Genomic DNA, 24,161 nt, shown 5'->3' with positions numbered 1-24,161 from the left:
GACATACATCTCGGAAACAATTCATGAATTACCACCGATTTTGTCCACACTGAACCATATATCTCACGGCTCATAAAGGCTTTCGCTTCCAGAAACCATTCCTTAGCATGCGAGCAACAGCAAACTCTTGCCCGGGCCGCGACGATGACATTTTGGACGACATTGTACCACAGATTGAACCGGCGCAACGCAGGGTCGCAAAGCTCGCTCGCGCCGGATGCCCCATTTGTTGCAATTGGGGACATTCACGGGCGGCTGGATTTGTTAGAAACCCTCGTTGCGAAAATCGATGAGCAAGCCCCGAATTTACCGCTGATTTTCCTAGGCGATTATGTTGACCGGGGGCCAGATAGCGCAGGTGTATTAAGCCGGCTGAAATCCTTGGATGACACCCCTTCGCGCCAAACCACTTGCCTAATGGGCAATCATGACGTGATGATGCTTGATTTTCTGGATCACCCTGAACAGGACGGTCCTAGGTGGTTAAATTACGGCGGCATACAAACACTCGAAAGCTTTGGCATTCCCCCGATGGATCAGTCTCCGACCATGATGCGGGATCAATTACTGTCAAAAATCGATCCAAGCCTGCTTTCCTGGCTAAGGCAGCGCCCACTGATCTGGCAAAGTGGTAACATCGTCGCCTCCCATGCCGGTGGGAACCCTAACCGCCCTATTGAGCCAAATCGCGAACACAGCCTGCTGTGGGGACACCCGGATATCCACACCAAACCCCGCCGCGATGACCTGTGGGTGGTCCATGGCCATTTCGCCGACGATGAAGCCTACATCAAGAACAACCGTATCTGCGTTGACACCCGGGCACACCGCTCTGGTCAATTGACCGCCGCAATCATCTCGCCAGAATCGGTGGAATTCATATCGACCTGAAACACCTTTGCTGCTGATTTGCACCGTGCCGGTACGCGATATGCCTTACGCCAGCGCTTATGGGCTCCAATTGATCAGCATTATGAGAGAGCGCTCCTATCTCAAAGGCGCCGTCACGTTATCTACTCAGCGTTGTCGGTTAGCGGTCAGAACGGTACTCTAAAGTCCATTTTGGGAAGTGCTCATGCCAAAAATCCGGGTCATGGGCTTCGAAAGCATGGCATCCAAATGGCAACTCTCGCCCATTTTTCTCATACAAATAACGCGGCAGAACTTCGAATGCGAAACGCAATGCCGTGTCTAAGCCAGGGGTTGTGAAGCCCGGTACACAAGCCCGTATCTGGCCAGTCCAGATCACGTCTTCGTGCACATTCTCGTTGATGATGACAAAGGATTTCCGCCCGATAAGGCGTAAAACCATATTAGAAATCAAAAGCAACCCTAGTTTTTTGAAGACTCTGCTCCACTTGGATTTTTTGAGAAAGCTAACTTTCTTAAGCGCCCGTTGCGCATCGCCAACATTCCGTAATGAGAGGCCGCCGTTTAGCATATTGGTGAATTTTGGCGGCATGACGGGCTTGGCGAAGCCCTTGAAAATAGGCGCCCCGATATAGGAATAATCCGTCTCCAACCATTGTTGGAGATTGCCAGATAAGATCAGCGCATCAGTCTGGCAAATCAACACATGTGTGACATCCTTGAAACGCTCAAAGAACTCATGCGCCAAAAGCAGCTGACTATACCCATAAACATCTTTGAAATAATGATCATCAAAGCATTCTACGGTAATGTTCGCTCCGGTGTCTTTGATCAGTGTCTCAGCGGTTGAAACAAGGATGTCTCTCTTGCTGCTGGGCCCAAAAAGTGCGGCCTGATGATCCGATAACAACGACAGATTATGCCGAACGATAGCCGCTTCAAAGTCAGACAAGGGGCGGTAAACAGGCACCAGAACCTTGCAGGTTTGAGTGCCAGCTTGTGATCGTGCATTGTGTTTCACATCCGCCATTACAGAGCCCAAAGCTTACATCTTAAAGCCATCACCAAACCTGTCACGAACCAAAGCCAAGCCCTAATTCAACAAGTTTGCAAGATACTTCCCATAGGCATTTTTGCTAAACATCTTGGCGCGCTTTGCCAGATCATCCGCGCTAATCCAGCCATGATCAAAAGCAACCTCCTCAAGGCAGCCAGTTTGCAGCCCCTGGCGTTGCTCCAGCGTGCGCACAAAGTTTCCGGCGTCCAGCAGGCTGGCATGCGTGCCCGTATCAAGCCAGGCATAACCACGCCCCATACGTTTCACATTGAGTTTTCCCGCATGCAGATACATCTCCAGCAAGGTGGTGATCTCCAACTCGCCACGTTCAGATGGGCGTACATCCCGGGCCAGACGCGGCGCATCAGCGTCTAGAAAATAGAGACCAGTGACCGCATAGTTTGACGGCGGCACCTCGGGTTTCTCAATAATTTGCTGTGCGTTATCATTTTCATCAAAGCTGACAACGCCATAACGTTCCGGATCTGCCACGTGATACCCAAAGACAGTACCCCCATCGCGTTGCTGGTCAGCCTCTGCCAGAATGTCGGGCAAGCCGTGACCAAAGAAAATGTTATCGCCCAAAACCATGGCCGAAGGGGCACCATCCAAAAAGTTCTCGGCCAGCAGGTAGGCCTGCGCCAATCCGTCAGGCGAAGGTTGGGTGATATAGGTCAGGGAAATGCCCCACTGACTGCCATCGCCCAGCATACGTTTGAATTGCTCTTGATCTTGTGGCGTCGTGATCATCGCAATCTCGCGGATACCTGCCAGCATCAGAACCGAAATCGGATAATAGATCATCGGCTTATCATAAAGCGGCAGCAATTGCTTTGAGATGCCAATAGTGATCGGATACAGCCGCGTGCCGGATCCCCCGGCCAGAATAATACCTTTACGATCTGTCACATTATACTCCTTGGCGATGCTGGAATAGGGGTGTCATGCCGCTCATGCGGTCTCTCCTATCTCGCGTAATTGCTGAATGATGGTTTGTGTGGCCTCGCGCCAGTCAGGGCGCGATATACCAAAGACATCTTTAGTCGCGCTGCAGTCCATTCTGGAATTAAGCGGTCTCGCGGCCGGGGTCGGGTAGTTTGACGTCGGTATGCCCGTGACGGCCACCTTACGATCAGAGATCTCAAAGATGGCAGCGGCGAAATCCTTCCAGCTAACATCAAGTGCACCGGAAAAATGATAGGTACCGGATTTACCGGGATCCTGCTGAAGCTGAGCAGCAATGCTCAGGCAGGCCTCGGCAATCGCGCGGGCCGGGGTCGGACCGCCGATTTGATCATCAACGATACTCAGTGCATCGCGGGTCTCAGACAGCCGCAGCATGGTTTTCAGGAAGTTATTTCCATGGGCCGAAAACACCCAAGATGTGCGCAGGATGGCATAGGCAGCATCAGAGGCCCGGATGGCATCCTCACCCGCTAATTTTGTGCGGCCATAAGCGTTTTCCGGATCGGTTGCATCGGACGGCGACCATGGCGCAGTACCCTGCCCATCGAAAACATAATCGGTTGAGATATGCACGAGTGGGCAACCCAATTCAGCAGCGGCCCGTGCCATCGCCGTGGGGGCTGCGGCATTGATGGCATGGGCCAGTGCCTCTTCCTCTTCCGCCTTGTCGACAGCTGTATAAGCGGCTGCATTGATGACGGCACGCGGGGCGTGTTGTCGAATGGCCGCGGCACAGCTTTCGGGATTGGACAAATCCACGTCAGACCGCGCCAGAAAAACTGCATCTGGGGCCAGGTTCGCCAATTCGCGGGCAACTTGCCCGGTTTGACCGAAGATCAGTAAAGGACCAGCCATCGCATCAACCATCAGCCGTGTCCCAGCCGGGTGCCGACACCCTCGCTATCCAGCAACGGGCGCCACCAATCTTCGTTGTCCAGATACCAGTTGATCGTACGCTCCAACCCTTCTTCGACTGTGACCGACGGACGCCAGCCCAGCTCGGTCCGGATACGGTCGGGGTCGATGGCATACCGCGCATCATGGCCGGGACGATCAGTGACATAGGTGATCAGCTGCTCATAGGGGGCTGTGCCAGGGCGCTTTTGATCCAGAATGCCACAAATCGTTTTGATCAGCTCGATATTGCTGCGCTCGTTTTCACCACCAATGTTGTAACTGCGCCCAACTTGGCCTTTGTCCAGCACACATAGCAAAGCATCGGCGTGGTCTTCTACATATAGCCAGTCACGCACATTGATGCCCTGCCCGTAAACCGGGATGTCTTTGCCCGACAGGGCATTCAATATCACCTTAGGCACCAGCTTCTCGGGGAAGTGATAGGGGCCATAATTGTTCGAGCAGTTGGTCAACACCACAGGCAGACCGTAAGTTTCTTGCCAAGCCCGGACCAGATGGTCAGACGACGCTTTAGAGGCCGAATACGGGCTACGTGGATCATAGGAGGTATCCTCGGTGAACATACCCTCTTCACCCAATGAGCCGTAAACCTCATCGGTTGAGATGTGGTGAAAGCGAAAGCCCTCAGGTCGGCCTTGTTGCACCCAGAATGTACGTGCCGCCTCAAGCATGTTGTAGGTACCGGTAATGTTGGTCTCAATGAAATCACCAGGTCCATCAATCGAGCGATCCACATGGCTTTCAGCGGCCAAATGCATCACCGCATCGGGGGCATGCTTGGCAAAGATCCGGTCCAAAGCCGCCCGGTCCCGGATGTCAGCATGCTCAAAATGATACAGCGGACTGTCTGCAACCGTAGCCACATTCTCGGGTCGCCCCGCATAGGTCAGCGCATCAAGATTGACCACTTCATGTCCGCGACTAACCGCTAGCCGAACAACCGCCGACCCAATGAAGCCCGCTCCGCCTGTGATCAGAATCTTCATGTCAAATCCTCATATACAAAGGGGCTGTCGAAATCTCTCAGAAATGGCGCATCTGCATCTTTTGCCGACAAGACCGGATCAGTGCTCAGTCCCCAGTCGATGCCAATGTCCGGATCATCAAAGCGAACGGCCCCATCACACTCGGGGGCATAATAATCGGAACATTTATAGACAATCTCGGTGTCTGGCTCGCGGGTGATAAATCCATGCAAGAACCCTTCAGGGATCAAGAGCTGCAAGCCATTTTCAAAACTCAGCTCTGCCCCGAACCATTTACCATAGGTTGGGCTGCCCTTGCGAATATCGACCGCGACATCAAACAACCGGCCCCGACCGCAGCGCACCAGTTTGGCTTGCGCATGGGGGGGCGACTGAAAATGCAACCCGCGTACCGTGCCCACCGTGGCAGACAACGAATGATTATCCTGCACGAAATCAATATCAACGCCATGAGTGGCCAGCGTCTTGCGGTTCCAGCTTTCGCAAAAGAACCCCCTCGCATCGCCAAAACGAGCAGGTTCCAACAGTAGGACATCGGGCAATTCTGTTTGTGTGACCTTCACGAGATCCTCCGCAATAATTGATCTGCCTTTGTATTGGACATCTAAAACAATAGACAATGCCAATTAAGCAGAAAGGTTCTGAGAAACCTAACTAGTTAGACAACTGGCGCCGTTTTTTACGGCGCCGATGTGCATTCAAGCGAACTTTATTGAGCTCTCTAAGAATTTGCCGCCATTCAGCGCGCAAACTTGTGCGAAATAATTCTTGAGTTTGCTTTTTACGCGGGGCCATGTGAGCCACTATAGCCTCAACGTCTACCCCATGCCTTGTCAGCACGCTTTTCCAGTTCAGGATATTGACCTTAAGTGGATTATCACGAACAAGCTCAACCTTAACAAAGGGAAACCCGCTAGCAATCAAATATTCCCAATAATCATGGGTAACATTAATTCTTTGTTGGTCATCAGGATCTATATCAATAAACATTTCCTCTAATGGGAAAAGAATTTGATGTGATAGATCGAATTTTTTTGAGATATAGTTTAAAAACTTCACCTCATACGATTCTATAACATCTTGTTTCTCTGTTAACATCTGAAGTTTTGTCCAGAATGCGATGACATCGGGGTGTGATAGCGCCGCCCCCTGCAGAATGAAAAAGTAGCTTTGGGTGTGGTAGCTAATTTGAAAGGAATCTGTTGCCGCAACATAATCCGCGTCGGATTGAAACGACCTGTTAATGAACTCAGGAAAGATATCCGGGAGCGCAATAATGCTGTCGTTGGTAAATACCAAACGTTCAGCTTCCCAGCATTCTGGCAGTAAGTTGAGCGCACCGGCCCAAGCTGAAAAATCCATCCCACCGTTTTGGCGAACAATAATACCTGCTGCATTTGACAGATTGGTTACATCAACATCTGCTGTTGAATCCTCCGTTGCAAGGCAGGCAACAACGGATAGCCCTTGTTCAGACAACAGATTTATATAGCTTCCTGTAGCCGCGCTCACCTTACCTTGCGGTGCGAAAACGGCCATCAAGCAAACATTCTCACCTTTCAACGCCTTGGGAAACCGAAGCACATATTTATGAGCCGGATCTGGAACGTTTGCGTTCTGTGCCAATAAAGCTGCCTGCGCCAGCTTATGCTCTTTTTTGGCAGTTTCCATGAAATATGCGGAATCTCCTGCAAACTGCTCCGCCAAATCAAGTTCGCTTTGCAGTGTTTCAATTGCAGCAGCAAAAAGCGGCACCAGTTTTTCTACTTGGGTTCCAAGATGCTTTTGTGCGAGCCCAGCATAGAGCATGCCACGTCCCATCCACGATGGGCATCCTCCATTTCCGGGCTCTTGACGTTGTCGCTCATGGGAGAGTTCGATACCTTCAAAATCGATACCATATTGATTGAGTGTCAAAGCCTGGAAGCGAGAATATAAATCCGCCAGCTTATCAAGCTGATCCAAGTCGATAGAATTTTTCAAACCACGATAGAGAGCCCCACATGCAATATGCGGGTCATCTATGCTGGATAGGTTTTCCAGATACTCTAGATATACCGGCCCATCCACAAATTGATCTCTTATCTTTGGCAGGGGAACATGAGACGCCCAGGCAAATAGCCGGGTACCCGTGTCGCGAACCATCACATGCTCAAAACCGCATCTTCGCAAAAGATCCTCTAAACCATCTGGAGAGACGATGAAGGACCGAAACCCCGGGGAAAGCGTAGATAAAAGCACAATGTGCGGACTCTCTTCCGTCAGTGCCGTCGCACTCGGTGTCGACAAAACGAGAATTCCATCTTCACTTAGCGCACCAGATATTTCGGCAACAAAGGCTTCCGGGTCTTCAACATACTCAATGACATCACTGCTAAAAACATAGTCGAACTGCTCATCATGCAGTTCTGTCGCCTGAGAGTAGTCACTGGGGAAAATGGTCACGCCCAGTTTCTCAAAGGCCGCTTGATCTGGGTAACGCCCCTCAAGACCAACTGCTTCACCGTAACCACATTCTCGCCAAAAGTGAGGGACATAACCAAATCCGCAACCAACATCGAGCAACCGCCCCTTTCTGGGACGGTCTATGGCGAGAAGCGGTTCAAGCATTACACGAATGCCTGCGCCGCGACGGGCGCTATGCAAGCAATCATCCTGTGAACGGTTATGTTCGTCATAGCTAGGCACATCAGCGCCAGCCATGAAATATCCGGTGCCGCAAACAGTGCATTTTCTCATGTGCAATTCTGCACCAGAGTACTTTCCACCAGATATGGAAAGCAGGGCTTCTCCGCTGCTTGAGTTACAAATAGGACATTTCCGAGGCCCCGAATCCTCCGGAGCATTCGTAAAATTAATATCAACCATGAGAATATTACTTCATTTTTTTAACGAATTTGTTCGCTTAAACTTCTTATGAATAGCCCTGCTTTTGCGAGGCATACATGGCGGCGTATAGACCATTTTGAGACATCAATTCTTCGTGCGTGCCTTGTTCTGCAACCTTACCCATATCCAAAACATAAATCTTATCGGCGTTGACGACAGACGATAGACGGTGCGCCACGATGATGGTTGTTTTGTTTTTGGACAGGCGACCCAGTGCCCCTTGAATACGCTCTTCGGTCTTTTGATCAAGCGCAGACGTTGCTTCATCCAATAGAAGGATCGGGGCTGAGCGCAGGAACGCTCTCGCGATGGCAATTCGCTGTTTTTGACCACCAGAAAGCTGACTGCCCTTTGGCCCCAAAGGTGCCTCACCCCGGGCACGGATCAGGTCGGCAATCTCGGCCGCTTCGGCCGCAGCCCAGATGTCTTCATCGGTTGCATTAGGCGCAACATAGCGGATGTTTTCCCAGATCGAGGCGTTAAAGATCACGATATCTTGCGCAACAACAGAAAACGCGCTCCGCAACGACTTGACCTTGATATCCCGGATATCCCGGTCGCCTATGGAAATACGTCCGCCCTCAACGTCATACAACCGCGAGGTAAGGCTCAGAATGGACGTCTTACCTGATCCAGTCGCACCGACAACAGCGGTTTTTTTACCGCCCTCAATGGTGATGTTGAAGTTTTCAAACAGCGGGTGCTGAGCGTCGTAGGCAAAATCAACTTGATCAAAGGTAATATCGCCCTGTTCATCAAACTCGGAGACCGAACCTTCGTGATCTTTGATTCGCATCTCTTCGCTGTAAATGCCTCTGACGCTGGCCAGCAAAATCAAACTCGCCTGAAGCTGAGCAAAAAAGGTAGCTAACAAACGCATCGGATCAAACAAAATCACCAGACCCAACAGGAATGTAATGATGCCAGCCGCATCAATGCCATAGCCGCCCTGTATCACCATATAACCGCCACCGCCGATGACCAGCGTATAGACAAAGGCTGATACCAAATCGATAGAGGGCGGGAACAGGGCCTGTGCCGCGTTAAGCCTAATATTGAGGTCACGAATGCCATCGGTTGCATCGAACAAACGCTCACGTTCACTATCTTCTTGGCCTGAGATTTTCACGGTGCGCATCCCGTTACTCATCTCTTCAATGCCTGACATATAATCCCCGAAAGCGTTTTCCGCGTTTGCCTGGATTTCCTTGATGTTGTCAGAAACAAACCGCATCATCAGGACCAATGCCGGGATTACAATAATTGCTGCTGTGAACAAAAGCGGGGATTTGTAAATCAAGTAACCAGATATCACAATAATAGTGATAAAATCACGTGCTGCAGATACGGTACCGTGCCCAACGAAGTTGCTCAGACCGTCGACCTGATTGACCACCCTCAAGATAATATCGCCAGCTTTGGTTCTCTCGAAATACGCCAGATCCAGTCGAAGCAGATGCGTGATGATGTCCTGGCGCATTTCGCGCACGGCATTACAGGCCAGCCAAACAGATATTCGCGGCACAATATACGACAGCACACCTCGCGTCAGAAACAAGGCAAAAACAAAGGCACAGACCTTAGCCAGCTGCAGCATCGAGCCATCGTCAAAGATCACCCTCAATCCGTTTTCAGTCAACGACAAAAACTGTTGATAAACAAGTGCTTGAAGCGCGACCAAGATAAGAACCAAAATCAACCAAGGTGCTTTGTTTTTCAAATAACTATGCCAAAACCACTTGATATTATCTATATCCTGCCGTGTAAAAATTGGCCGTTTATTACTTTTTTTCCACATATCTTTGCATCACCGGGCGCCCGATTTAGGCGCTTTTCGTCTAGAGTTGTACAGGCTGTCGTTAACCCTACCTGAGCTATATGCTCTGGTAGGTAGCTGCTTCAGAGAAGTCAATCCGTATTGCCAGACCGTTGGCGGGGTTTGGCCACCTCAAACCGGGCTTGTGAACGCTCTACCCCGTCATTCGTGCTGAACGTTTCCGCCTTCTCCGCTGTGCTCTCACACATGCTGTCTGGTGTGAAATTGAACTCAATGCAGGATGGGCTCAATCCAAAATCACAATCATCACTCACACTCGCTAGCCTGTCTCAACTGGCACTATAAACGCATCTTCCGCGCCGGATTGTGTGGACCACTTTTGTGCCCTCCAGCCGCTCGGGGTTGTTGACTGGATTGTGTGACAACACCGTAAAATCCGCAACCTTACCAGGAGAGATTGATCCGCGTTCATCCTCTTCAAAAACTTGCCATGCGGCGGTGATTGTCTGGGCTTTAAACGCCGAAAGAACCGAGATCTTTTCGGCATCCCCCAATGTACGGCCCGAGGCCGTTTTGCGGTTCACCGCACAGTGGGTCAGGTGCAGGGGCCGTGTTGGCGTAACAGACGCATCATTGTGCAGGGTATATCGCACCCCATACCGGTCGGCCGAGGCTGCAGGCGAAATGCGCATTGCCCGCTCCGGCCCCAGAAACGTATCATAATGTCGGTCACCCCAGAAATGGATGTGGGCAGAGAAGAAACTGACCGTGACACCGATCTTTGCCATGCGCTCTAACTGATCATCCCGCAGAACCTGACCATGAATGACCGTGTGCCGATGATCACTGCGGGGATGCTCAGCCAAAGCCGACTCAATCGCATCAAGCAACATTTCGGCGCCGGCATCACCATTGCAATGACAATGAATTTGAAATCCCATGCCATGCAACATCCGGACCTTTTGGTTGAAAATATCCGGATCACAATAGGGCATGCCCCGCGGCGCATCAGGGTCAGACGGACGATGATAGGGCGCACTCAGATAGGCAGTTTGCAACTGAAACGCCCCATCAGTGAACAGCTTGCGCGGGCCCAGACGCATATAAGGCGTCTCGGGCCACTCAAACGCGGTGTCCCCTTGTGACAGCTCAGGTTCCAATTCTCCTTGCGGCAAAATCACAAGGTCCATCCCCGGGTCGGCACCTGCAGGCACGCTTGCGAAATGTTCCACCATCTGCCGCGACGCCCAAGCGTTTTGTGCAAAGGTCACGCCATGTTCCAGATATTCATCGCGACAGGCATTGAACCCTTGCCAGAATCTTTCGCGATCAATCAGAAAGTCAGTGTCCCCCAGATCGCCCATAGCCGAGATCCCCTCGATCAACCCGGTCAGCGCACCGGTGTCGGGATCGCGGCCAAATCGCCCACCCACCGGGTCAGGCGTTTCGCGGTTCAATCCTTGTTGCTTCAGCACAAAAGAGTTGGCCGTGCCATTATGGCCCGACGCATGAATAACCCAGACCGGATGCTCCAACGAGACGCTATCCAGTTCGGCCCGCGTTGGCATACGTGCTTCAGCCACTGCGGTATTGTCAAACAACACCCCCATGACCCACTCGCCCTTGGGGGTTTGTTTCGCCTTTTCCGTCAGGCGCGCAAGTGCCGTCGCCATATCCGTGCAATCCCCACGTGGCGGGGCAGACAGATCGACACGAAACAGTTTGATAAACCCCGGATCAGGGAAATGCCCGTGCGGGTCAATAAAGGCCGGGATCATACAATGCCCCTGTAGATCAACCTCTTCGGCCGGGTCCGACAGAAGAGCACGTAAATCAGTCAGATTACCCATCGCCTCGATCCGTTCCCCACGGGTCAAAACCGCCTCCACCTTGGGCTGGCTGTCGTCCATCGTCAGGATTTCACCATTGAAATACAGGGTCGCTGCTGCCTCGCCCATCACTCATGCTCTCCTTGACTGTACGTAAAAATCTCGCCGCACCACGCAGGGTGCGACGAGAGATGTAACCCGGGAGGAGGTTACACCATCCACCAACGGTCCATAATACGGCGGCCATCAAAGCCACGCACCCAAGACAGATCCCCATGGACGATCTTTTCGTTACGCGCATGCACTTCGTTGGCAAACATTGGTACGATATTTCCGCCCTCATCGCGCAGAATAAGCTGAATATCGCGGTACATTTCAGCGCGCAGACCTTCATCCAACTCAGCACGTGCCTGCACCAGCAAGTCATTGAACTGCGGGTGATCCCACTGGGTATCATTCCACGCCGCACCCGGCGCAAAGCCTGTCGATAGCATTGTGTCCTCAGTCGGGTATCCACCCCAATAGCTGGCGCACCATGGCTTTTTCATCCAGACATCTGACCAGTAACCATCGTTGGGTTCACGCACCACGTTGATGTTGATACCCGCCTCTTGCGCTGACGCCTGGAACAGTACGGCTGCGTCCAGTGCTCCACTATAGGCCGCGTCCGATGCACTCAGATCAACTGTAATGTCGCCAAGGCCAGATTTTTCCCAGTGATGGCGCGCCTTGTCGGGGTCATAGCTGTTTTGTTCAATGTCAGCCGCGTGATAGCGGTACGATGGTCCGATCGGGTGATCATTGCCAACCACACCATGGCCAAACAAGATTTTGTCGACGATGTCCTGACGGTTGATGGCAAACTTCATCGCTTTGCGCATTTCAACGTTATCAAACGGCGCAATCTTGGTTAGCATCGGGAAGGTATAATGCAGCGGGCCTGCACCTTCTTCGATGACAACACCGGGTTTGCGCGCCATCAGCGACAACGTCTTCAGCTCAACCCGGTCAATGCAATCGACCTCGCCAGTGATCAACGCGTTTTGGCGTGCTGCCGGGTCAGTGATTGAATGCAATTCAATCGAATCTGGGTGCGCCGCCCCGTCTTTCCAATAGTTTGGATTGCGTTCAAACTCATAACGCTGCCCGGGCTTTTCGCTTTTGAGGATATAGCCACCTGAGCCACCGGCCTGCCAATCAATCGTATTGTCCTTGGCTGGATAAATCCCAAAGGTCGCCTCGTTGAAGTTGAACGGGAAGTCCGCGTTGCCAGACACTAAGGTCATCGTAATGGTGTTGCCATCGATTTTGATCTCTTCAACCGCTTCCATCACCGGCTTACCGACCGAAGTCGAATCTTCGCCACGGTGATAATTGAGCGATGCGACCACATCTTCAGCCGTCATGGTCTTGCCGTTGTGGAATTCGACACCATCACGCAGCTTAAACGTCCAGACCTTGGCGTCCGGGGACGAGCTCCATTCGGTTGCCAAAGACCCAACCAGATTGCCCTGTGCGTCCAACTCGGTCAGCGTGTTGGCAACGCCGTAGGCCACAACCCATTGCAGGCCGTTTGTCAGGGTCGCCGGGTTCAATGTGTCCGAGGTTGCCCCATGGCCCATAGCCAAACGCATGTGCCCGCCCTTTTTGGGTGTTGCGGCCTGGGCTTGGCTGAACAGCCCGGCGCCCATATTCGCCGCGACACCGATGGCTGCAGTGCGCCCCAGAAACTCACGGCGTGACATACGCCCCTTTTCAACCTGACCAATCAGCCATTTTGCGTGTCTATCCTGTGCGTCCATGTCTTTTCCTCCCAAAATATCCACGGCAGGTACCGTGATTTGACCCCACAATTGGCGTTAAGCTTGATTATATAAACTTCTCATGTTTATACATTTGTAAGCAATATGACGCTATCTTGCGCCAACTTGAGAATGAAATATGGCCTAATGGATAACTTTTCTGAAAATCTTCGCAGTATCTGTGCTGAATTCGGCTCAATTGCTCAGGTTTGCCGCGAGATCGGCATCAACCGACAGCAATTCAACAGATACCTCAGCGGCGGCGGCATGCCATCTGCGCATAACCTACGTCGCATCGCGCGACACTTTGATCTGGCCGAAGCTGACTTGTTCGCGGACCACGCCGAATTCACCCGACGCCACATTCTCAACCAGAAACGTACCGCAAGCGGCCCGGTTGATTTGATGATTGGCCCGTTCCGAGATCAAACAAAGACGCTGCGGCAGTACCTTGGGTTTTATCACTCGCATTTCCAGACCCCAACCTGGGATGGCCTAATCTTGCGTAGCCTTATTTGGATTTATGAAAAAGACGGCTATGTCATGTCGCGCTCAGTTGAACGTGTCATCGCCAAAGACGGCAGCGTCAATCAAAAATCCCGCTACGAGGGCATGGTCTCACAACGCGGCAATCGCGTCTATGTGGTTGAACATGAGATGGTGCGCGATGGCAGCATTGTTGAAACCATCCTGACACCATCACATCGCCAGCAGGTCAAATATTTGCGCGGCATGACCATTGGCGTCGCATGGCGCCCACACATTAGCCCCTACGCCTCACGCTCGATCTGGAAACGCATCGACAACAAGACCACCCTGCGCGAGGCGTTGAAAGCCTGCGGTGCTTATCCCACTCAAAGCCGACACATAGACCCAACCGTGCGCAGCTATCTCTCTAGTCAATCAGACAGCGCCGCAGCAAACGTGCTGTTTTGACCCCCCACTGCAACGGAACTGCCGGTCTCATCGACAAGCGCGCGGGATGTGGCATTCGATTGACGAATGCGACAAGGTCAAGACAACGGATCTGAACAAGTTCATGCAAAGGGGCATCATTTGAAACCATTAAGCAAGATCAGCCCAGAAGCCCTAAACATACTGGCCCAGCCCCCTGTTGCGCCAATCCAGCGCAGCACAGAAAACCTGCCGCATTTGCGGGCCAACACCAAGGCTTACATCACCCCGTTTGTCGAACAAGCCCTGAAGGACACAGGTGTTGCGATCCAAAACATCACTATTAGCGGCGTTCCATGCCTGGAAATCACCCCAGCGAAACAAACCGTCGACTGGCAAATTCTGTATGGTTTCGGCGGCGGCTTTGTCCAAGGCAGCCCCTTTGAAGATCTGACAATTTCCGCACACCTATGTACAATGACCGGCGCCAAGATCATCGCTCCCGCCTACCGCTTGGCACCAGAGCACCCCTGGCCCGCAGCCATTGATGACGGGTTCGAGGTTTATCGTCATATGGCCACACATCCCTTTGCCATTGTCGGTGAATCAGCGGGTGGCAACTTCGCCCTGTCCTTGATGCTACGTGCCCAAAGCAAAGGCCTGCCCCTGCCCCGGTGCACCGGTCTCTTGTCACCGTGGTGTGACCTGAGCAATTCCGGTGACAGCCTGACCGCAAATGACGGTCGGGATCCGACACTGACGGCACAAGACGTCCGATCAGCAGCGCAGCATTATGCCTCCGGGCAAAACCTCGAAGACCCGGCCATTTCCCCGATCAACGGTGACTTCAACGCAGGTTTTCCGCCTTGTATCATCACCAGCGGCACGCGTGATTTACTTCTAAGTCAAGCCGTGTGCCTGGCGCAAACATTGCGGGGTCACGCCGTGCACGTAGACCTGCAGGTATGGGAAGGATTGTGGCATGTCTTCGAATGGGACAACCGTGTGCCGGAAGCACGGCGCTCCCTACATAACATTGCGGCGTTTTTATCCGCACATATGAAGCACTAATTCCCCCTGCCGCAGATGATCACTGCCCAAATAAAAAGCCGCCGGGGTAACCGGCGGCTTTTTACAATCATATGACAGAGATCAGTAGCGGTAGTGCTCTGGCTTGTACGGGCCTTCAGGGGCCACGCCGATGTAAGCCGCTTGATCGGCACCCAGTTGGGTCAGCTTCACGCCGATACGATCAAGGTGCAGACGGGCAACTTTTTCATCCAAGTGCTTCGGCAGGATATAAACGTCGTTGTTGTACTCATCACCTTTGGTCCACAGCTCGATCTGCGCCAGAACTTGGTTGGTGAATGATGCTGACATCACGAACGATGGGTGACCAGTGGCGTTACCAAGGTTCAACAAACGACCCTCAGACAACAAGATCATGCGGTTGCCTGACGGCATCTCGATCATGTCGACCTGCTCTTTGATGTTGGTCCACTTGTGGTTCTTCAGCTGCGCAACTTGAATTTCGTTGTCAAAGTGGCCGATGTTGCCAACAATCGCCATGTCCTTCATCGCGCGCATGTGCTCGATCCGGATCACGTCTTTGTTGCCGGTGGTGGTGACGAAAAGGTCAGCACTTTCGACGACATCTTCCAGCACAACCACTTCGAAACCGTCCATCGCGGCCTGCAGTGCGCAGATCGGATCAACTTCGGTTACCTTCACACGGGCACCGGCACCACTCAAAGACGCGGCCGAGCCTTTGCCCACATCGCCGTAGCCACAGACAACGGCAACCTTACCGGCCATCATCGTGTCGGTTGCGCGGCGAATGCCGTCAACCAGTGATTCTTTACAACCATATTTGTTGTCGAACTTCGACTTGGTCACGGAATCGTTTACGTTGATCGCCGGGAACGGCAGGTGGCCGTCTTTCACCAGTTGATACAGACGGTTCACACCGGTGGTGGTTTCCTCGGAAACGCCTTTGATCTGATCACGCATCTTGGTGAACCAGCCTGGTGAGGCGGCCATGCGCTTGGCGATCTGTGCTTTGATCGCTTCTTCCTCTTCCGAGGACGGGACCGGGATAATGTCTTCTCCCGCTTCGGCGCGCGCGCCCAGCAGGATGTACAATGTTGCATCGCCACCATCGTCCAGAATCAGGTTCGGACCATCGTCGAACATGAAGGATTTATCCAGGTAATCCCAATGCTCTTCCAGAGTTTGGCCCTTGATGGCAAAAACCGGCACGCCTGCTTCGGCAATTGCCGCCGCCGCGTGGTCTTGGGTCGAGAAAATGTTGCACGAGGCCCAGCGCACGTCGGCACCCAAATCCACCAATGTTTCAATCAACACAGCGGTCTGAATGGTCATGTGCAATGACCCAACAATCCGCGAGCCTTTCAGCGGCTTGGCTTCGCCGTATTCCGCACGCAAGGACATCAGGCCCGGCATCTCGGTTTCCGCGATGTTCAGCTCTTTGCGACCGAATGCCGCCAGATTGATGTCCTTTACAATATAATCGTTTGCCATCGGGTGGCTCCTTACATTCAAAATTTGCACCGCAGATAGCACCACAATGATAATAGGGCAACGCGTATCACGCCTTACCCTATTGGCTATCATTGCTGAAACTTACTTTAGTGTGCAGGATCATGTTCATGGTCCGCTACCGGACCTGAAATTTCACTTGCGGTGTACTCGGCCCAAGCCTGTTTCAGGATCAACTGCGCAGACCGCAGGAACAACCCCGCCATGATCAACGCGACCAGAATATCAGGCCAAGCCGACGCAGAATACCAAACCGCTACACTGGCCAGCATCACCGCCACATTGCTGATCGCATCATTACGTGAACACAGCCAGACAGATCGCACGTTGGCATCGCCGTCTTTATACTTCATCAACAACAAGACGCTCGCCAAATTGGCCGCCAGCGCCAGAAAGCCAATCATCCCCATGATCTCTGCCTTGGGAACCCCCAGAACAAATACCTGGTAGACGGTTGAGCCGAACACCCAAAGCCCCATCAGCAATAGGCTGACACCTTTGAGCAGCGCCGCAGTGGAACGCACCTTCAGGCTCATGCCTATTACGGCAAGACTCAGGCCATAGGTCAGCGAATCCCCCAGAAAATCCAGCGCATCCGCCTGCAACGCCTGCGACCCGGCCAACTTACCGGCTGACATCTCAACCGCGAACATGGTGGCATTGATGGCAATCACCAACCACAGGATCCGCTTATACATCGGATCCATACCGTCAAACTGCGGATTGCCTGAGCATCCGCATTTCACCTCGTCCATATTACAGCTACTTACTGTGTCTTGCGCCATTGTCATCGCCCTTGTTTCTTTGACAACCCGACATATAATTCCTCTAGGGGCTAGAGGTTCAAGAGGGTTTTTTATGTTTTCGATCGGCCAGCTGTCAAAACGCACCGGTGTCAAAGTACCCACCATCCGGTATTATGAGGAAGTAGGCCTGTTGGCGTCACAAGGGCGCTCGGCAGGCAACCAACGCCGCTATTCACGCGACGGGCTACAACGGTTGTCGTTTATCCGACATTCCCGTGATCTGGGGTTTTCGCTGGATGACATCCGCGAGCTGATCGAATTGAGCCAAAACCCCGAAACCCCCTGCGGCACCGCTGACACCATCGCCAATCGACATCTGGAGGAGGTGCGCGACCGTATTGAAAAACTAATGCGTCTGGAAAAAGAGCTGCTGCGCATTACTGCCTGCAATGGGCACAACGTCGGTGAATGTGCTGTTATCGAAACTTTGGCCGATCATAGCTTGTGCGAGACGGATCATTAGAACTTAGATCGATAACCGATATTAAACTAAAAGAGATCCCATTCGGCTGGCTCTACACAACTCACATCATCCCCTCACCACTGCAAATTGCGCAGCGCGTAGTTTTCATGCCAAAACATCCGTCGCAACGATCAAAGTTCGGCCGCCCCTGCATATCCCGACCTTTGATCACTTGTCCGGCCCCATTGCAGATTTGACAAGGAGCGCGACCTGATCCGCGGCACCGGTGGCAGCGGCGTTTGATCTGATCTTTGTTTTTCTGGCCAATCATGGGTCTGCTCACATAAGTTCATGGAAGTCCCACCACCCATATCACAAAACCGTGACCTCTGTCAGACTCCGAAATCTTGTGTTCTCCATTACACGAAGCCGCTGGCAGCCCGGACGACTTCGTGGCAAAACCGGTAAGACGAATTCACAAACCATCAGGGGCGCGCGCATGACCACTCAATTCGGCAAAGGATGCCACTTGCATCTGATCGACGGCTCAGCCTTCATTTTCCGCGCTTACCACGCGCTGCCCCCCCTCACCCGCAAATCAGACGGGCTGCCCATCGGTGCGGTCAGCGGCTTTTGTAACATGTTGCAGCGCTATATCTCGGATAACGCTGGCCCAGATGCCCCGACCCATGTGGCCGTGATCTTTGACAAAGGCAGCCATACCTTCCGCAACGATCTTTATGACCAATACAAAGCCAATCGCGAGGCCATGCCCGAGGACCTGCGCCCACAGATGCCGCTGACTCGCGACGCCACCCGCGCCTTCAACATCGCTTGTCACGAGATGGAAGGCTACGAGGCCGACGACATCATCGCCACGCTATCCGTTCAAGCACGCGACGCAGGCGGTCGTGTCACCATCATCAGCTCTGACAAAGACATGATGCAACTGGTTGGCGGCGGCGTTGAAATGTTCGACGCCATGAAAAACCGCCGTATCGATGTTGAGGGCGTTGAGGAAAAGTTCGGCGTCGGCCCGGAACGTGTGATCGATGTACAGGCTTTAGCTGGAGACAGCGTCGACAACGTGCCCGGCGCGCCCGGCATCGGCATCAAAACCGCCGCTTTGCTGATCAACGAATACGGTGATCTGGAAACCCTGCTGGACCGCGCGGGCGAGATCAAACAACCCAAGCGTCGTGAGACCCTGCTGGAAAAACGCGAACAGATCGAGCTGTCGAAAAAGCTGGTCACGCTGGATGCCAACACTCCGCTGAATTTCACCCTTGATGATCTTGAGGTCAAAGACCCCGACGCCGAGGTCCTACTGAAATTTCTGTCCGCGATGGAATTCCGCACCCTCACCAAACGTGTTGCCGACACGCTTGGGGCCGAAGCCCCGGCAATCGAAGATACTGCCGCGCCCGCAAGCAGCGACAGCGCCGCCCCCGAATGGCCCACGATTGAACCCGACAAATATGAACGCATCTCGGACATGGCCGCGCTGCACAAATGGATCACTCAGATCACTGCACTGGGCTATGTTGCAGTTGATACCGAAACCACCGGCCTCAACGACATGCAGGCCGATCTTGTCGGCATTTCACTCGCCACAGCGCCCGGCACCGCATGCTATATCCCACTGACCCACAGCGAAGGTGCAGCAGATGATCTCTTTGGCTCTGACAAACTTGCCGATGGGCAGCTGGATCTTGATGAAACGCTAAAAGCCCTCAAACCGGTGCTTGAAGATCCGGCCATCCTGAAGATCGGCCAAAACATGAAATACGACGCCAAGATCCTTGTACGCTACGGCGTCAATGTGGCCCCGTTTGATGACACCATGCTGATGTCCTATGCCCTGCACGCAGGCCTGCATGGGCATGGTATGGACACACTGTCAGATCGGTATCTGAATCACACACCAATCCCGATCAAATCTCTGCTTGGCACTGGAAAATCCGCGATCACCTTTGATAAGGTCGATGTTGACGAGGCCGTCAAATACGCCGCTGAAGATGCCGACATCACCCTGCGCCTGTGGATGACGTTCAAGCCCGAATTGCATCGCATCCAAGTCACCACCGTTTATGAAACACTTGAACGCCCATTGTCCCCAGTATTGGCGCAGATGGAACGCCACGGTGTTCTGGTCGACCGCGAAACACTCAGCCGCATGTCCAATACCTTCGCCCAGAAAATGGCCGGGCTCGAGGCGGAAATTCATGAACTTGCCGGGCGCAGCTTCAATGTTGGCTCTCCCAAGCAGCTGGGCGAGATTTTGTTTGACGAAATGGGCATCGAAGGCGGTAAAAAGGGCAAGACTGGGGCCTATGCCACCGGTGCGGATGTCCTCGAAGACCTGGCGACAGAGCATGACTTGCCCGCGCGTGTGCTGGATTGGCGTCAGCTGAGCAAACTTAAATCCACCTACACCGACGCCCTGCAGGATCATATCGATCCTGATACGGGCCGCGTCCACACCTCTTATTCACAAACCGGGGCCAGCACCGGGCGCATGGCCTCAACCGATCCGAACCTGCAAAACATCCCCGTCCGGTCTGAGGAAGGCCGCCGCATTCGCGAGGCGTTTATCGCCGCCCCCGGAAATACGCTGATCAGCCTCGACTACAGCCAGATTGAGCTACGCATCCTCGCCCACATCGCCAAAATCGATGCCCTAAAACAGGCGTTCAGTGACGGGATAGACATTCATGCCATGACTGCGTCTGAAATGTTCGGCGTGCCTGTTGAAAACATGGATCCGATGGTCCGGCGTCAGGCCAAGGCGATCAACTTTGGTGTGATCTACGGTATCTCGGGCTTTGGTCTGGCGCGCAATCTACGCATCCCCCGGTCCGAGGCGCAGGCGTTCATCGACCGCTATTTTGAGCGCTTCCCCGGCATCCGCACCTATATGGACGAGACGGTGAGTTTCGCCAAAGAGCACGGCTATGTCCAAACCCTGTTTGGCCGCAAGATCAACACCTCTGAGATTGCCGCCAAAGGCCCGCGCGCCGGTTTCGCCAAACGTGCGGCCATCAACGCGCCGATCCAAGGCACCGCCGCCGACGTCATCCGCCGCGCCATGATCCGCATGCCGGACGCGATCAAAGATATCCCGTGCAAAATGCTGCTGCAGGTCCACGACGAACTGCTGTTCGAAGTGCAGACAGGTGCCGAAGAGCAACTCATCACCGCCGCCCGTACCGTCATGGAAGGTGCCGCCAACCCCGCCGTGCATCTTGATGTGCCGCTGATCGTGGATGCCGGTCAGGGCGCGAACTGGGCTGAGGCGCACTAGATGTATTCAGTCTTCGAAAGGCCACCTTGCACTTTCATGGATACTTAATTTGAAAACGAAAACCAAATATCAAACGTTAGGTGACTTTGGCGAAGCGTTTGTTGCTAAAAATTGCCAATGCCCGTCTTGCAAAAGAAACGGCACGCAAAAGCTGCTACCGACAAACTTTAAATGCGCAGACATAATTTGTGATTTTTGCGGGTACCTCTCCCAAGTTAAAACCGCACGTTCGAAAAACATTAATGTTTTACCTGATACCATCCTTGGCGCAGCTTGGAATGTGCAGAATGAACGAATGCAATCTGGGATATACTTTTCGTTGTTTGTGGTGCTGGTGAACGAAGAAACGCGACACCACTCGATTTTTTTCCTTTCGAAAGACCTACAAACGCCAGATATGTTTGTTCCGCGCAAACCGTTATCCAGCACAGCAAAAAGGGCTGGCTGGCAGGGGTTCAAGTTAGATATTAAAAACCTGAAAAATCGCTTTGTGCGGATATTCTAGCCTTATTTCCTAAAATCGATCCACCCAAGTTTGTCTCGGGTCGCACCCGACCTCCCCCTGGAGGGCGTGTTTGCGCCCCCTCAACATGCACAACGTTCTTCATTAAACAGCGCATCCGCCCCACGCGCCGCTCCGAACGCCCTCCAGCTCGGTCGCGACCCTTTTGTTGCTATACATCCAAATAATGCTTACTCCCGCTCCATCACCCGACGCATCCGCCGATACGCCTTCATCCGTTCCTGATGTCGCGCCTCCATAAATTCTTCACGACCTTGATCCACTTCTTCTAATGCGCGCAGATCCCGCAAACTCACCAATGCCGCCACCGCCTGCCCGTGACGTGTGATCACCACGCGTGTACCTGTGCTGGCGACATGGTCTAAATAGCCTCGCCAGTTGTTGCGCAATTTCTGGCAGTTCACTTCCGCTGACATCGCCACTCCCTTTGAAGATACGGCAAATGTCTCAACTTCTGGTTAACAGGGGCTTGGGGCACAGTGCGCTATGACGACAGGTGCGCGCCAACCACTGCGGTCGTTTTGCGTACATAAACCGCGTACAGCCTGTACAGGTTGTACGCAAATTCAGAGCGTGGAACGTATCCAACTCAAACCATCCTCGGTTCGGCCTTTTGGGAAATACTCCCCACTGACCACCCCGGCGTATTTTACTGCATCCAGCACTTCAAAAAATTCAGCATAATCAATGATATCCGAGGTTGGCTCATGCCGCCCGTCGACACCAGCAACCTGTACATGGGCAGCGTATGATCCAAAGTTATCCCATGCCCTCAAAGCGTTACCCGTGATTCTATGCGCATGATAGGCATCGAATTGTAGGTGCAGATTGGCGGCGTTCACAGTCTCTAAAACATCTCTGGCAAGGTCAAAATTATTCAAAAAATACAAAGGCATATCCACGGGGTTAATTGGCTCAATCGTTAGTTTCTGCTCCCCCGCCACATCCACTGCCCAGCGCAGGTTATCAACAAATGTCTCCTTGGCTTCTGCCCCTTGCGCATTCCCGGCCATGATATGAACAAACCGCGCGTTCAGATCCTGCGCCCATTCCAGCGCTTGCAAAAACCCCGTACGGAATAACTCTTGCGCGCCTGGCACGGCCGCAAACCCACGTTCTCCGGCCTCCCAATCCCCTGCTGCCGTGTTGATCAAAACAAGTGATAGTTCATTTAATTCAATCTCTTGCAGTATGCGCTCCTTAGGGTGCGCATAGGGAAACAGCATCTCAACCGCGTCAAACCCTGCCACCTTGGCCGCCGCAAAACGGCTCAGGAACGGGCGCTCTGTAAACAACAGGCTCAGATTGGCAGCAAAGCGAGGCATAGTGTTAACCTTTGTGGTCTCTCTTTTGTTGCTTAGGCAAATTCCACCTTTGTCGCAAACAGAACAGACCAGAGCGCAAAAACCAATCGTAATTCCTCCAAATTAGGGAGGGCGGATCATGAAAGACGCGGTACCGAACACAGAGCTTGAAAACTGCCTAAAACCGGCAGCGCAGGCATCATCCATCCCACCAGAATTTTATACGTCTGACGCGATGGCCAACTCAGAATTAGCAAAGATTTTTCGCGGCGGCTGGATCGGCGTCGGGCGCGCTGATCAGGTGGTCAATCCCGGTGATTTCACCACACTCGACCTGGCCGGGCAAAACATCATTCTAACCCGCGACAAAGATGGAAAAATACAAGCCTTAGCAAATACTTGCCGTCATCGCAGCGCCCGTCTTGTCGATGGCGCAGGCAACTGCAAAGGCTTACGCTGCCCGTTTCATTCGTGGTTCTACGCTCTTGATGGTCGGTTGGTTTCCGCCCCACATATGGAGGCGACAGAGGGGTTTGATAAAGCCGAAAACGGTTTGATCCGCTATCGCGCCGAAGAACGGTTTGGTTTTGTCTTCGTCTGCCTTGACCCTGACGCCGCAGATCTGGACACACATCTTGGCGATTTTGCTGATCTCCATGCCGCATGGCCGCTCGACACACTTGTCACTGCCCGCCGACGTGAACTGGAAGTGGAATGCAACTGGAAAGCTTTCCTAGAGGTATTCAACGAATACTATCACCTTGCCTATGTTCACCCCGATTCCATCGACAGCATTTATGCCGAACCTGACCCAGCAGATGACGTAACCGGCGACTATGCCACACAGTTTGGCGCGACAGAGGGCACCGGCGGATTGTTGGAGGGGGCGCAAGACAATGCCTTACCTCCTATGCCGGGCCTGACAGGACGAGCCAATGATGGCGCGCGCTACACGTGGGTGTTTCCAAACATGACCTTTGCCGCCAATACCGATGCACTATGGATCTACGAGGCCTATCCACTGGGTCCAAACCGCTGTAAAGTAGTACAAACCATCACCGTGCCGCCTGAAACTGCAGCTTCACCGGGATTTGATACGAAAATCGCGGCCTATTTCGAGCGGATGGATGCAGCCTTGAATGAGGACATCCCGGCATTGGAAAACCAGCAACGCGGCCTGCAAAACCCTGATGCGCGCGCAGGTCGGTTTCAACCCGATCTAGAACCGAATGTCGCCAGTTTCGCGCGCTGGTACGCAGGTAAAATTAGCTGAT

General features: G+C 53.0%; 20 protein-coding genes. 7 read left to right on the top strand and 13 right to left on the bottom strand.

Annotated elements, in window-relative coordinates; translation table 11 throughout:
- Nucleotides 1-144: 144 nt before the first annotated feature.
- The gene (locus D9A02_RS02150) at nucleotides 145-891 is read left to right on the top strand and encodes a metallophosphoesterase family protein (protein WP_120499336.1); all 747 of its coding nucleotides are present in this window, start codon (nucleotides 145-147) and stop codon (nucleotides 889-891) included.
- A 139-nt stretch (nucleotides 892-1,030) separates the two neighbouring features.
- Here D9A02_RS02150 and D9A02_RS02145 read toward each other — a convergent pair whose 3' ends face one another.
- The 9 genes from D9A02_RS02145 to D9A02_RS02100 all read right to left on the bottom strand — a co-directional run bounded on the left by D9A02_RS02145 (nucleotide 1,031) and on the right by D9A02_RS02100 (nucleotide 13,094).
- Nucleotides 1,031-1,900 carry a DUF5672 family protein gene (locus D9A02_RS02145; RefSeq protein WP_120499335.1) on the bottom strand — a complete coding sequence of 290 codons (870 nt, stop codon included), beginning with the start codon at nucleotides 1,898-1,900 and terminating at the stop codon, nucleotides 1,031-1,033.
- A gap of 63 nt (nucleotides 1,901-1,963) precedes the next feature.
- Nucleotides 1,964-2,836 (bottom strand): glucose-1-phosphate thymidylyltransferase RfbA, encoded by an 873-nt coding sequence (gene rfbA, locus D9A02_RS02140; RefSeq protein WP_120499334.1) that lies wholly within the window; start codon nucleotides 2,834-2,836, stop codon nucleotides 1,964-1,966.
- Between the two features lie 42 nt (nucleotides 2,837-2,878).
- The gene (rfbD, locus tag D9A02_RS02135) at nucleotides 2,879-3,760 is read right to left on the bottom strand and encodes a dTDP-4-dehydrorhamnose reductase (RefSeq protein WP_254054522.1); all 882 of its coding nucleotides are present in this window, start codon (nucleotides 3,758-3,760) and stop codon (nucleotides 2,879-2,881) included.
- Complete coding sequence (rfbB, locus tag D9A02_RS02130; RefSeq protein WP_120499333.1) at nucleotides 3,760-4,797, bottom strand: dTDP-glucose 4,6-dehydratase; 1,038 nt, start codon at nucleotides 4,795-4,797, stop codon at nucleotides 3,760-3,762. The genes rfbD and rfbB overlap by 1 nt, the downstream gene beginning before the upstream one ends.
- The gene (gene rfbC, locus D9A02_RS02125) at nucleotides 4,794-5,360 is read right to left on the bottom strand and encodes a dTDP-4-dehydrorhamnose 3,5-epimerase (protein WP_120499332.1); all 567 of its coding nucleotides are present in this window, start codon (nucleotides 5,358-5,360) and stop codon (nucleotides 4,794-4,796) included. The genes rfbB and rfbC overlap by 4 nt, the downstream gene beginning before the upstream one ends.
- A 91-nt stretch (nucleotides 5,361-5,451) precedes the next feature.
- On the bottom strand, nucleotides 5,452-7,665 hold the full coding sequence (locus D9A02_RS02120) for a class I SAM-dependent methyltransferase (protein WP_120499331.1): 2,214 nt from the start codon (nucleotides 7,663-7,665) through the stop codon (nucleotides 5,452-5,454).
- A 46-nt stretch (nucleotides 7,666-7,711) separates the two neighbouring features.
- Nucleotides 7,712-9,406, bottom strand: coding sequence for an ABC transporter ATP-binding protein (locus tag D9A02_RS02115; protein ID WP_254054521.1), 1,695 nt, complete (start codon nucleotides 9,404-9,406; stop codon nucleotides 7,712-7,714).
- A gap of 386 nt (nucleotides 9,407-9,792) precedes the next feature.
- A complete protein-coding gene (locus tag D9A02_RS02105; protein ID WP_120499329.1) occupies nucleotides 9,793-11,421 on the bottom strand; it encodes an amidohydrolase in 1,629 nt (542 codons plus the stop codon).
- A gap of 80 nt (nucleotides 11,422-11,501) precedes the next feature.
- The gene (locus tag D9A02_RS02100) at nucleotides 11,502-13,094 is read right to left on the bottom strand and encodes an ABC transporter substrate-binding protein (RefSeq protein WP_216824936.1); all 1,593 of its coding nucleotides are present in this window, start codon (nucleotides 13,092-13,094) and stop codon (nucleotides 11,502-11,504) included.
- A gap of 147 nt (nucleotides 13,095-13,241) precedes the next feature.
- On the opposite strand from D9A02_RS02100, the gene D9A02_RS02095 reads away from it, so the two are divergent.
- Nucleotides 13,242-14,030, top strand: a complete 789-nt coding sequence (locus tag D9A02_RS02095; protein ID WP_254054520.1) for a helix-turn-helix domain-containing protein — start codon at nucleotides 13,242-13,244, stop codon at nucleotides 14,028-14,030.
- A gap of 120 nt (nucleotides 14,031-14,150) precedes the next feature.
- Nucleotides 14,151-15,059 carry an alpha/beta hydrolase gene (locus tag D9A02_RS02090; RefSeq protein WP_162932931.1) on the top strand — a complete coding sequence of 303 codons (909 nt, stop codon included), beginning with the start codon at nucleotides 14,151-14,153 and terminating at the stop codon, nucleotides 15,057-15,059.
- 81 nt (nucleotides 15,060-15,140) lie between these two features.
- Here D9A02_RS02090 and ahcY read toward each other — a convergent pair whose 3' ends face one another.
- Nucleotides 15,141-16,529, bottom strand: coding sequence for an adenosylhomocysteinase (ahcY, locus tag D9A02_RS02085; RefSeq protein ID WP_120499326.1), 1,389 nt, complete (start codon nucleotides 16,527-16,529; stop codon nucleotides 15,141-15,143).
- Between the two features lie 107 nt (nucleotides 16,530-16,636).
- A complete protein-coding gene (locus D9A02_RS02080) occupies nucleotides 16,637-17,293 on the bottom strand; it encodes a cation transporter (protein ID WP_216824944.1) in 657 nt (218 codons plus the stop codon).
- Between the two features lie 112 nt (nucleotides 17,294-17,405).
- Here D9A02_RS02080 and D9A02_RS02075 point away from each other — a divergent pair, with 112 nt between their 5' ends.
- The 3 genes from D9A02_RS02075 to D9A02_RS02060 all read left to right on the top strand — a co-directional run bounded on the left by D9A02_RS02075 (nucleotide 17,406) and on the right by D9A02_RS02060 (nucleotide 21,565).
- Nucleotides 17,406-17,816 (top strand): helix-turn-helix domain-containing protein, encoded by a 411-nt coding sequence (locus D9A02_RS02075; protein WP_120499324.1) that lies wholly within the window; start codon nucleotides 17,406-17,408, stop codon nucleotides 17,814-17,816.
- A 439-nt stretch (nucleotides 17,817-18,255) separates the two neighbouring features.
- Nucleotides 18,256-21,060, top strand: coding sequence for a DNA polymerase I (gene polA, locus D9A02_RS02065; protein ID WP_120499322.1), 2,805 nt, complete (start codon nucleotides 18,256-18,258; stop codon nucleotides 21,058-21,060).
- Nucleotides 21,061-21,109: 49 nt separating this feature from the next.
- On the top strand, nucleotides 21,110-21,565 hold the full coding sequence (locus D9A02_RS02060) for a DpnI domain-containing protein (RefSeq protein ID WP_216824935.1): 456 nt from the start codon (nucleotides 21,110-21,112) through the stop codon (nucleotides 21,563-21,565).
- 188 nt (nucleotides 21,566-21,753) lie between these two features.
- On the opposite strand, the gene D9A02_RS02055 is transcribed toward D9A02_RS02060, so the two are convergent.
- The gene (locus D9A02_RS02055; protein WP_120499320.1) at nucleotides 21,754-21,999 is read right to left on the bottom strand and encodes a type II toxin-antitoxin system Phd/YefM family antitoxin; all 246 of its coding nucleotides are present in this window, start codon (nucleotides 21,997-21,999) and stop codon (nucleotides 21,754-21,756) included.
- Between the two features lie 150 nt (nucleotides 22,000-22,149).
- On the bottom strand, nucleotides 22,150-22,908 hold the full coding sequence (locus tag D9A02_RS02050; RefSeq protein WP_120499319.1) for a hydroxypyruvate isomerase family protein: 759 nt from the start codon (nucleotides 22,906-22,908) through the stop codon (nucleotides 22,150-22,152).
- Nucleotides 22,909-23,026: 118 nt separating this feature from the next.
- On the opposite strand from D9A02_RS02050, the gene D9A02_RS02045 reads away from it, so the two are divergent.
- On the top strand, nucleotides 23,027-24,160 hold the full coding sequence (locus D9A02_RS02045; RefSeq protein WP_120499318.1) for an aromatic ring-hydroxylating dioxygenase subunit alpha: 1,134 nt from the start codon (nucleotides 23,027-23,029) through the stop codon (nucleotides 24,158-24,160).
- Nucleotide 24,161: the final 1 nt, after the last annotated feature.

Origin of the sequence: Roseovarius sp. EL26, from assembly GCF_900327775.1 — a bacterium.
In the GTDB taxonomy this organism is placed as follows: domain Bacteria; phylum Pseudomonadota; class Alphaproteobacteria; order Rhodobacterales; family Rhodobacteraceae; genus Roseovarius.
The sequence above is the reverse complement of the archived record's forward strand: the minus strand, read 5'-3'. Positions and strand labels throughout refer to the sequence as shown.

Coding starts and splice junctions, on each gene's coding strand:
- D9A02_RS02150 (WP_120499336.1), top strand. CDS start 145: ATGACATTTTGGACGACATTGTACCACAGATTGAACCGGCGCAACGCA.
- D9A02_RS02145 (WP_120499335.1), bottom strand. CDS start 1,900: ATGGCGGATGTGAAACACAATGCACGATCACAAGCTGGCACTCAAACC.
- rfbD (WP_254054522.1), bottom strand. CDS start 3,760: ATGGTTGATGCGATGGCTGGTCCTTTACTGATCTTCGGTCAAACCGGG.
- rfbB (WP_120499333.1), bottom strand. CDS start 4,797: ATGAAGATTCTGATCACAGGCGGAGCGGGCTTCATTGGGTCGGCGGTT.
- D9A02_RS02120 (WP_120499331.1), bottom strand. CDS start 7,665: ATGGTTGATATTAATTTTACGAATGCTCCGGAGGATTCGGGGCCTCGG.
- D9A02_RS02105 (WP_120499329.1), bottom strand. CDS start 11,421: ATGGGCGAGGCAGCAGCGACCCTGTATTTCAATGGTGAAATCCTGACG.
- D9A02_RS02100 (WP_216824936.1), bottom strand. CDS start 13,094: ATGGACGCACAGGATAGACACGCAAAATGGCTGATTGGTCAGGTTGAA.
- D9A02_RS02095 (WP_254054520.1), top strand. CDS start 13,242: ATGGATAACTTTTCTGAAAATCTTCGCAGTATCTGTGCTGAATTCGGC.
- ahcY (WP_120499326.1), bottom strand. CDS start 16,529: ATGGCAAACGATTATATTGTAAAGGACATCAATCTGGCGGCATTCGGT.
- D9A02_RS02075 (WP_120499324.1), top strand. CDS start 17,406: ATGTTTTCGATCGGCCAGCTGTCAAAACGCACCGGTGTCAAAGTACCC.
- polA (WP_120499322.1), top strand. CDS start 18,256: ATGACCACTCAATTCGGCAAAGGATGCCACTTGCATCTGATCGACGGC.
- D9A02_RS02055 (WP_120499320.1), bottom strand. CDS start 21,999: ATGTCAGCGGAAGTGAACTGCCAGAAATTGCGCAACAACTGGCGAGGC.
- D9A02_RS02050 (WP_120499319.1), bottom strand. CDS start 22,908: ATGCCTCGCTTTGCTGCCAATCTGAGCCTGTTGTTTACAGAGCGCCCG.
- D9A02_RS02045 (WP_120499318.1), top strand. CDS start 23,027: ATGAAAGACGCGGTACCGAACACAGAGCTTGAAAACTGCCTAAAACCG.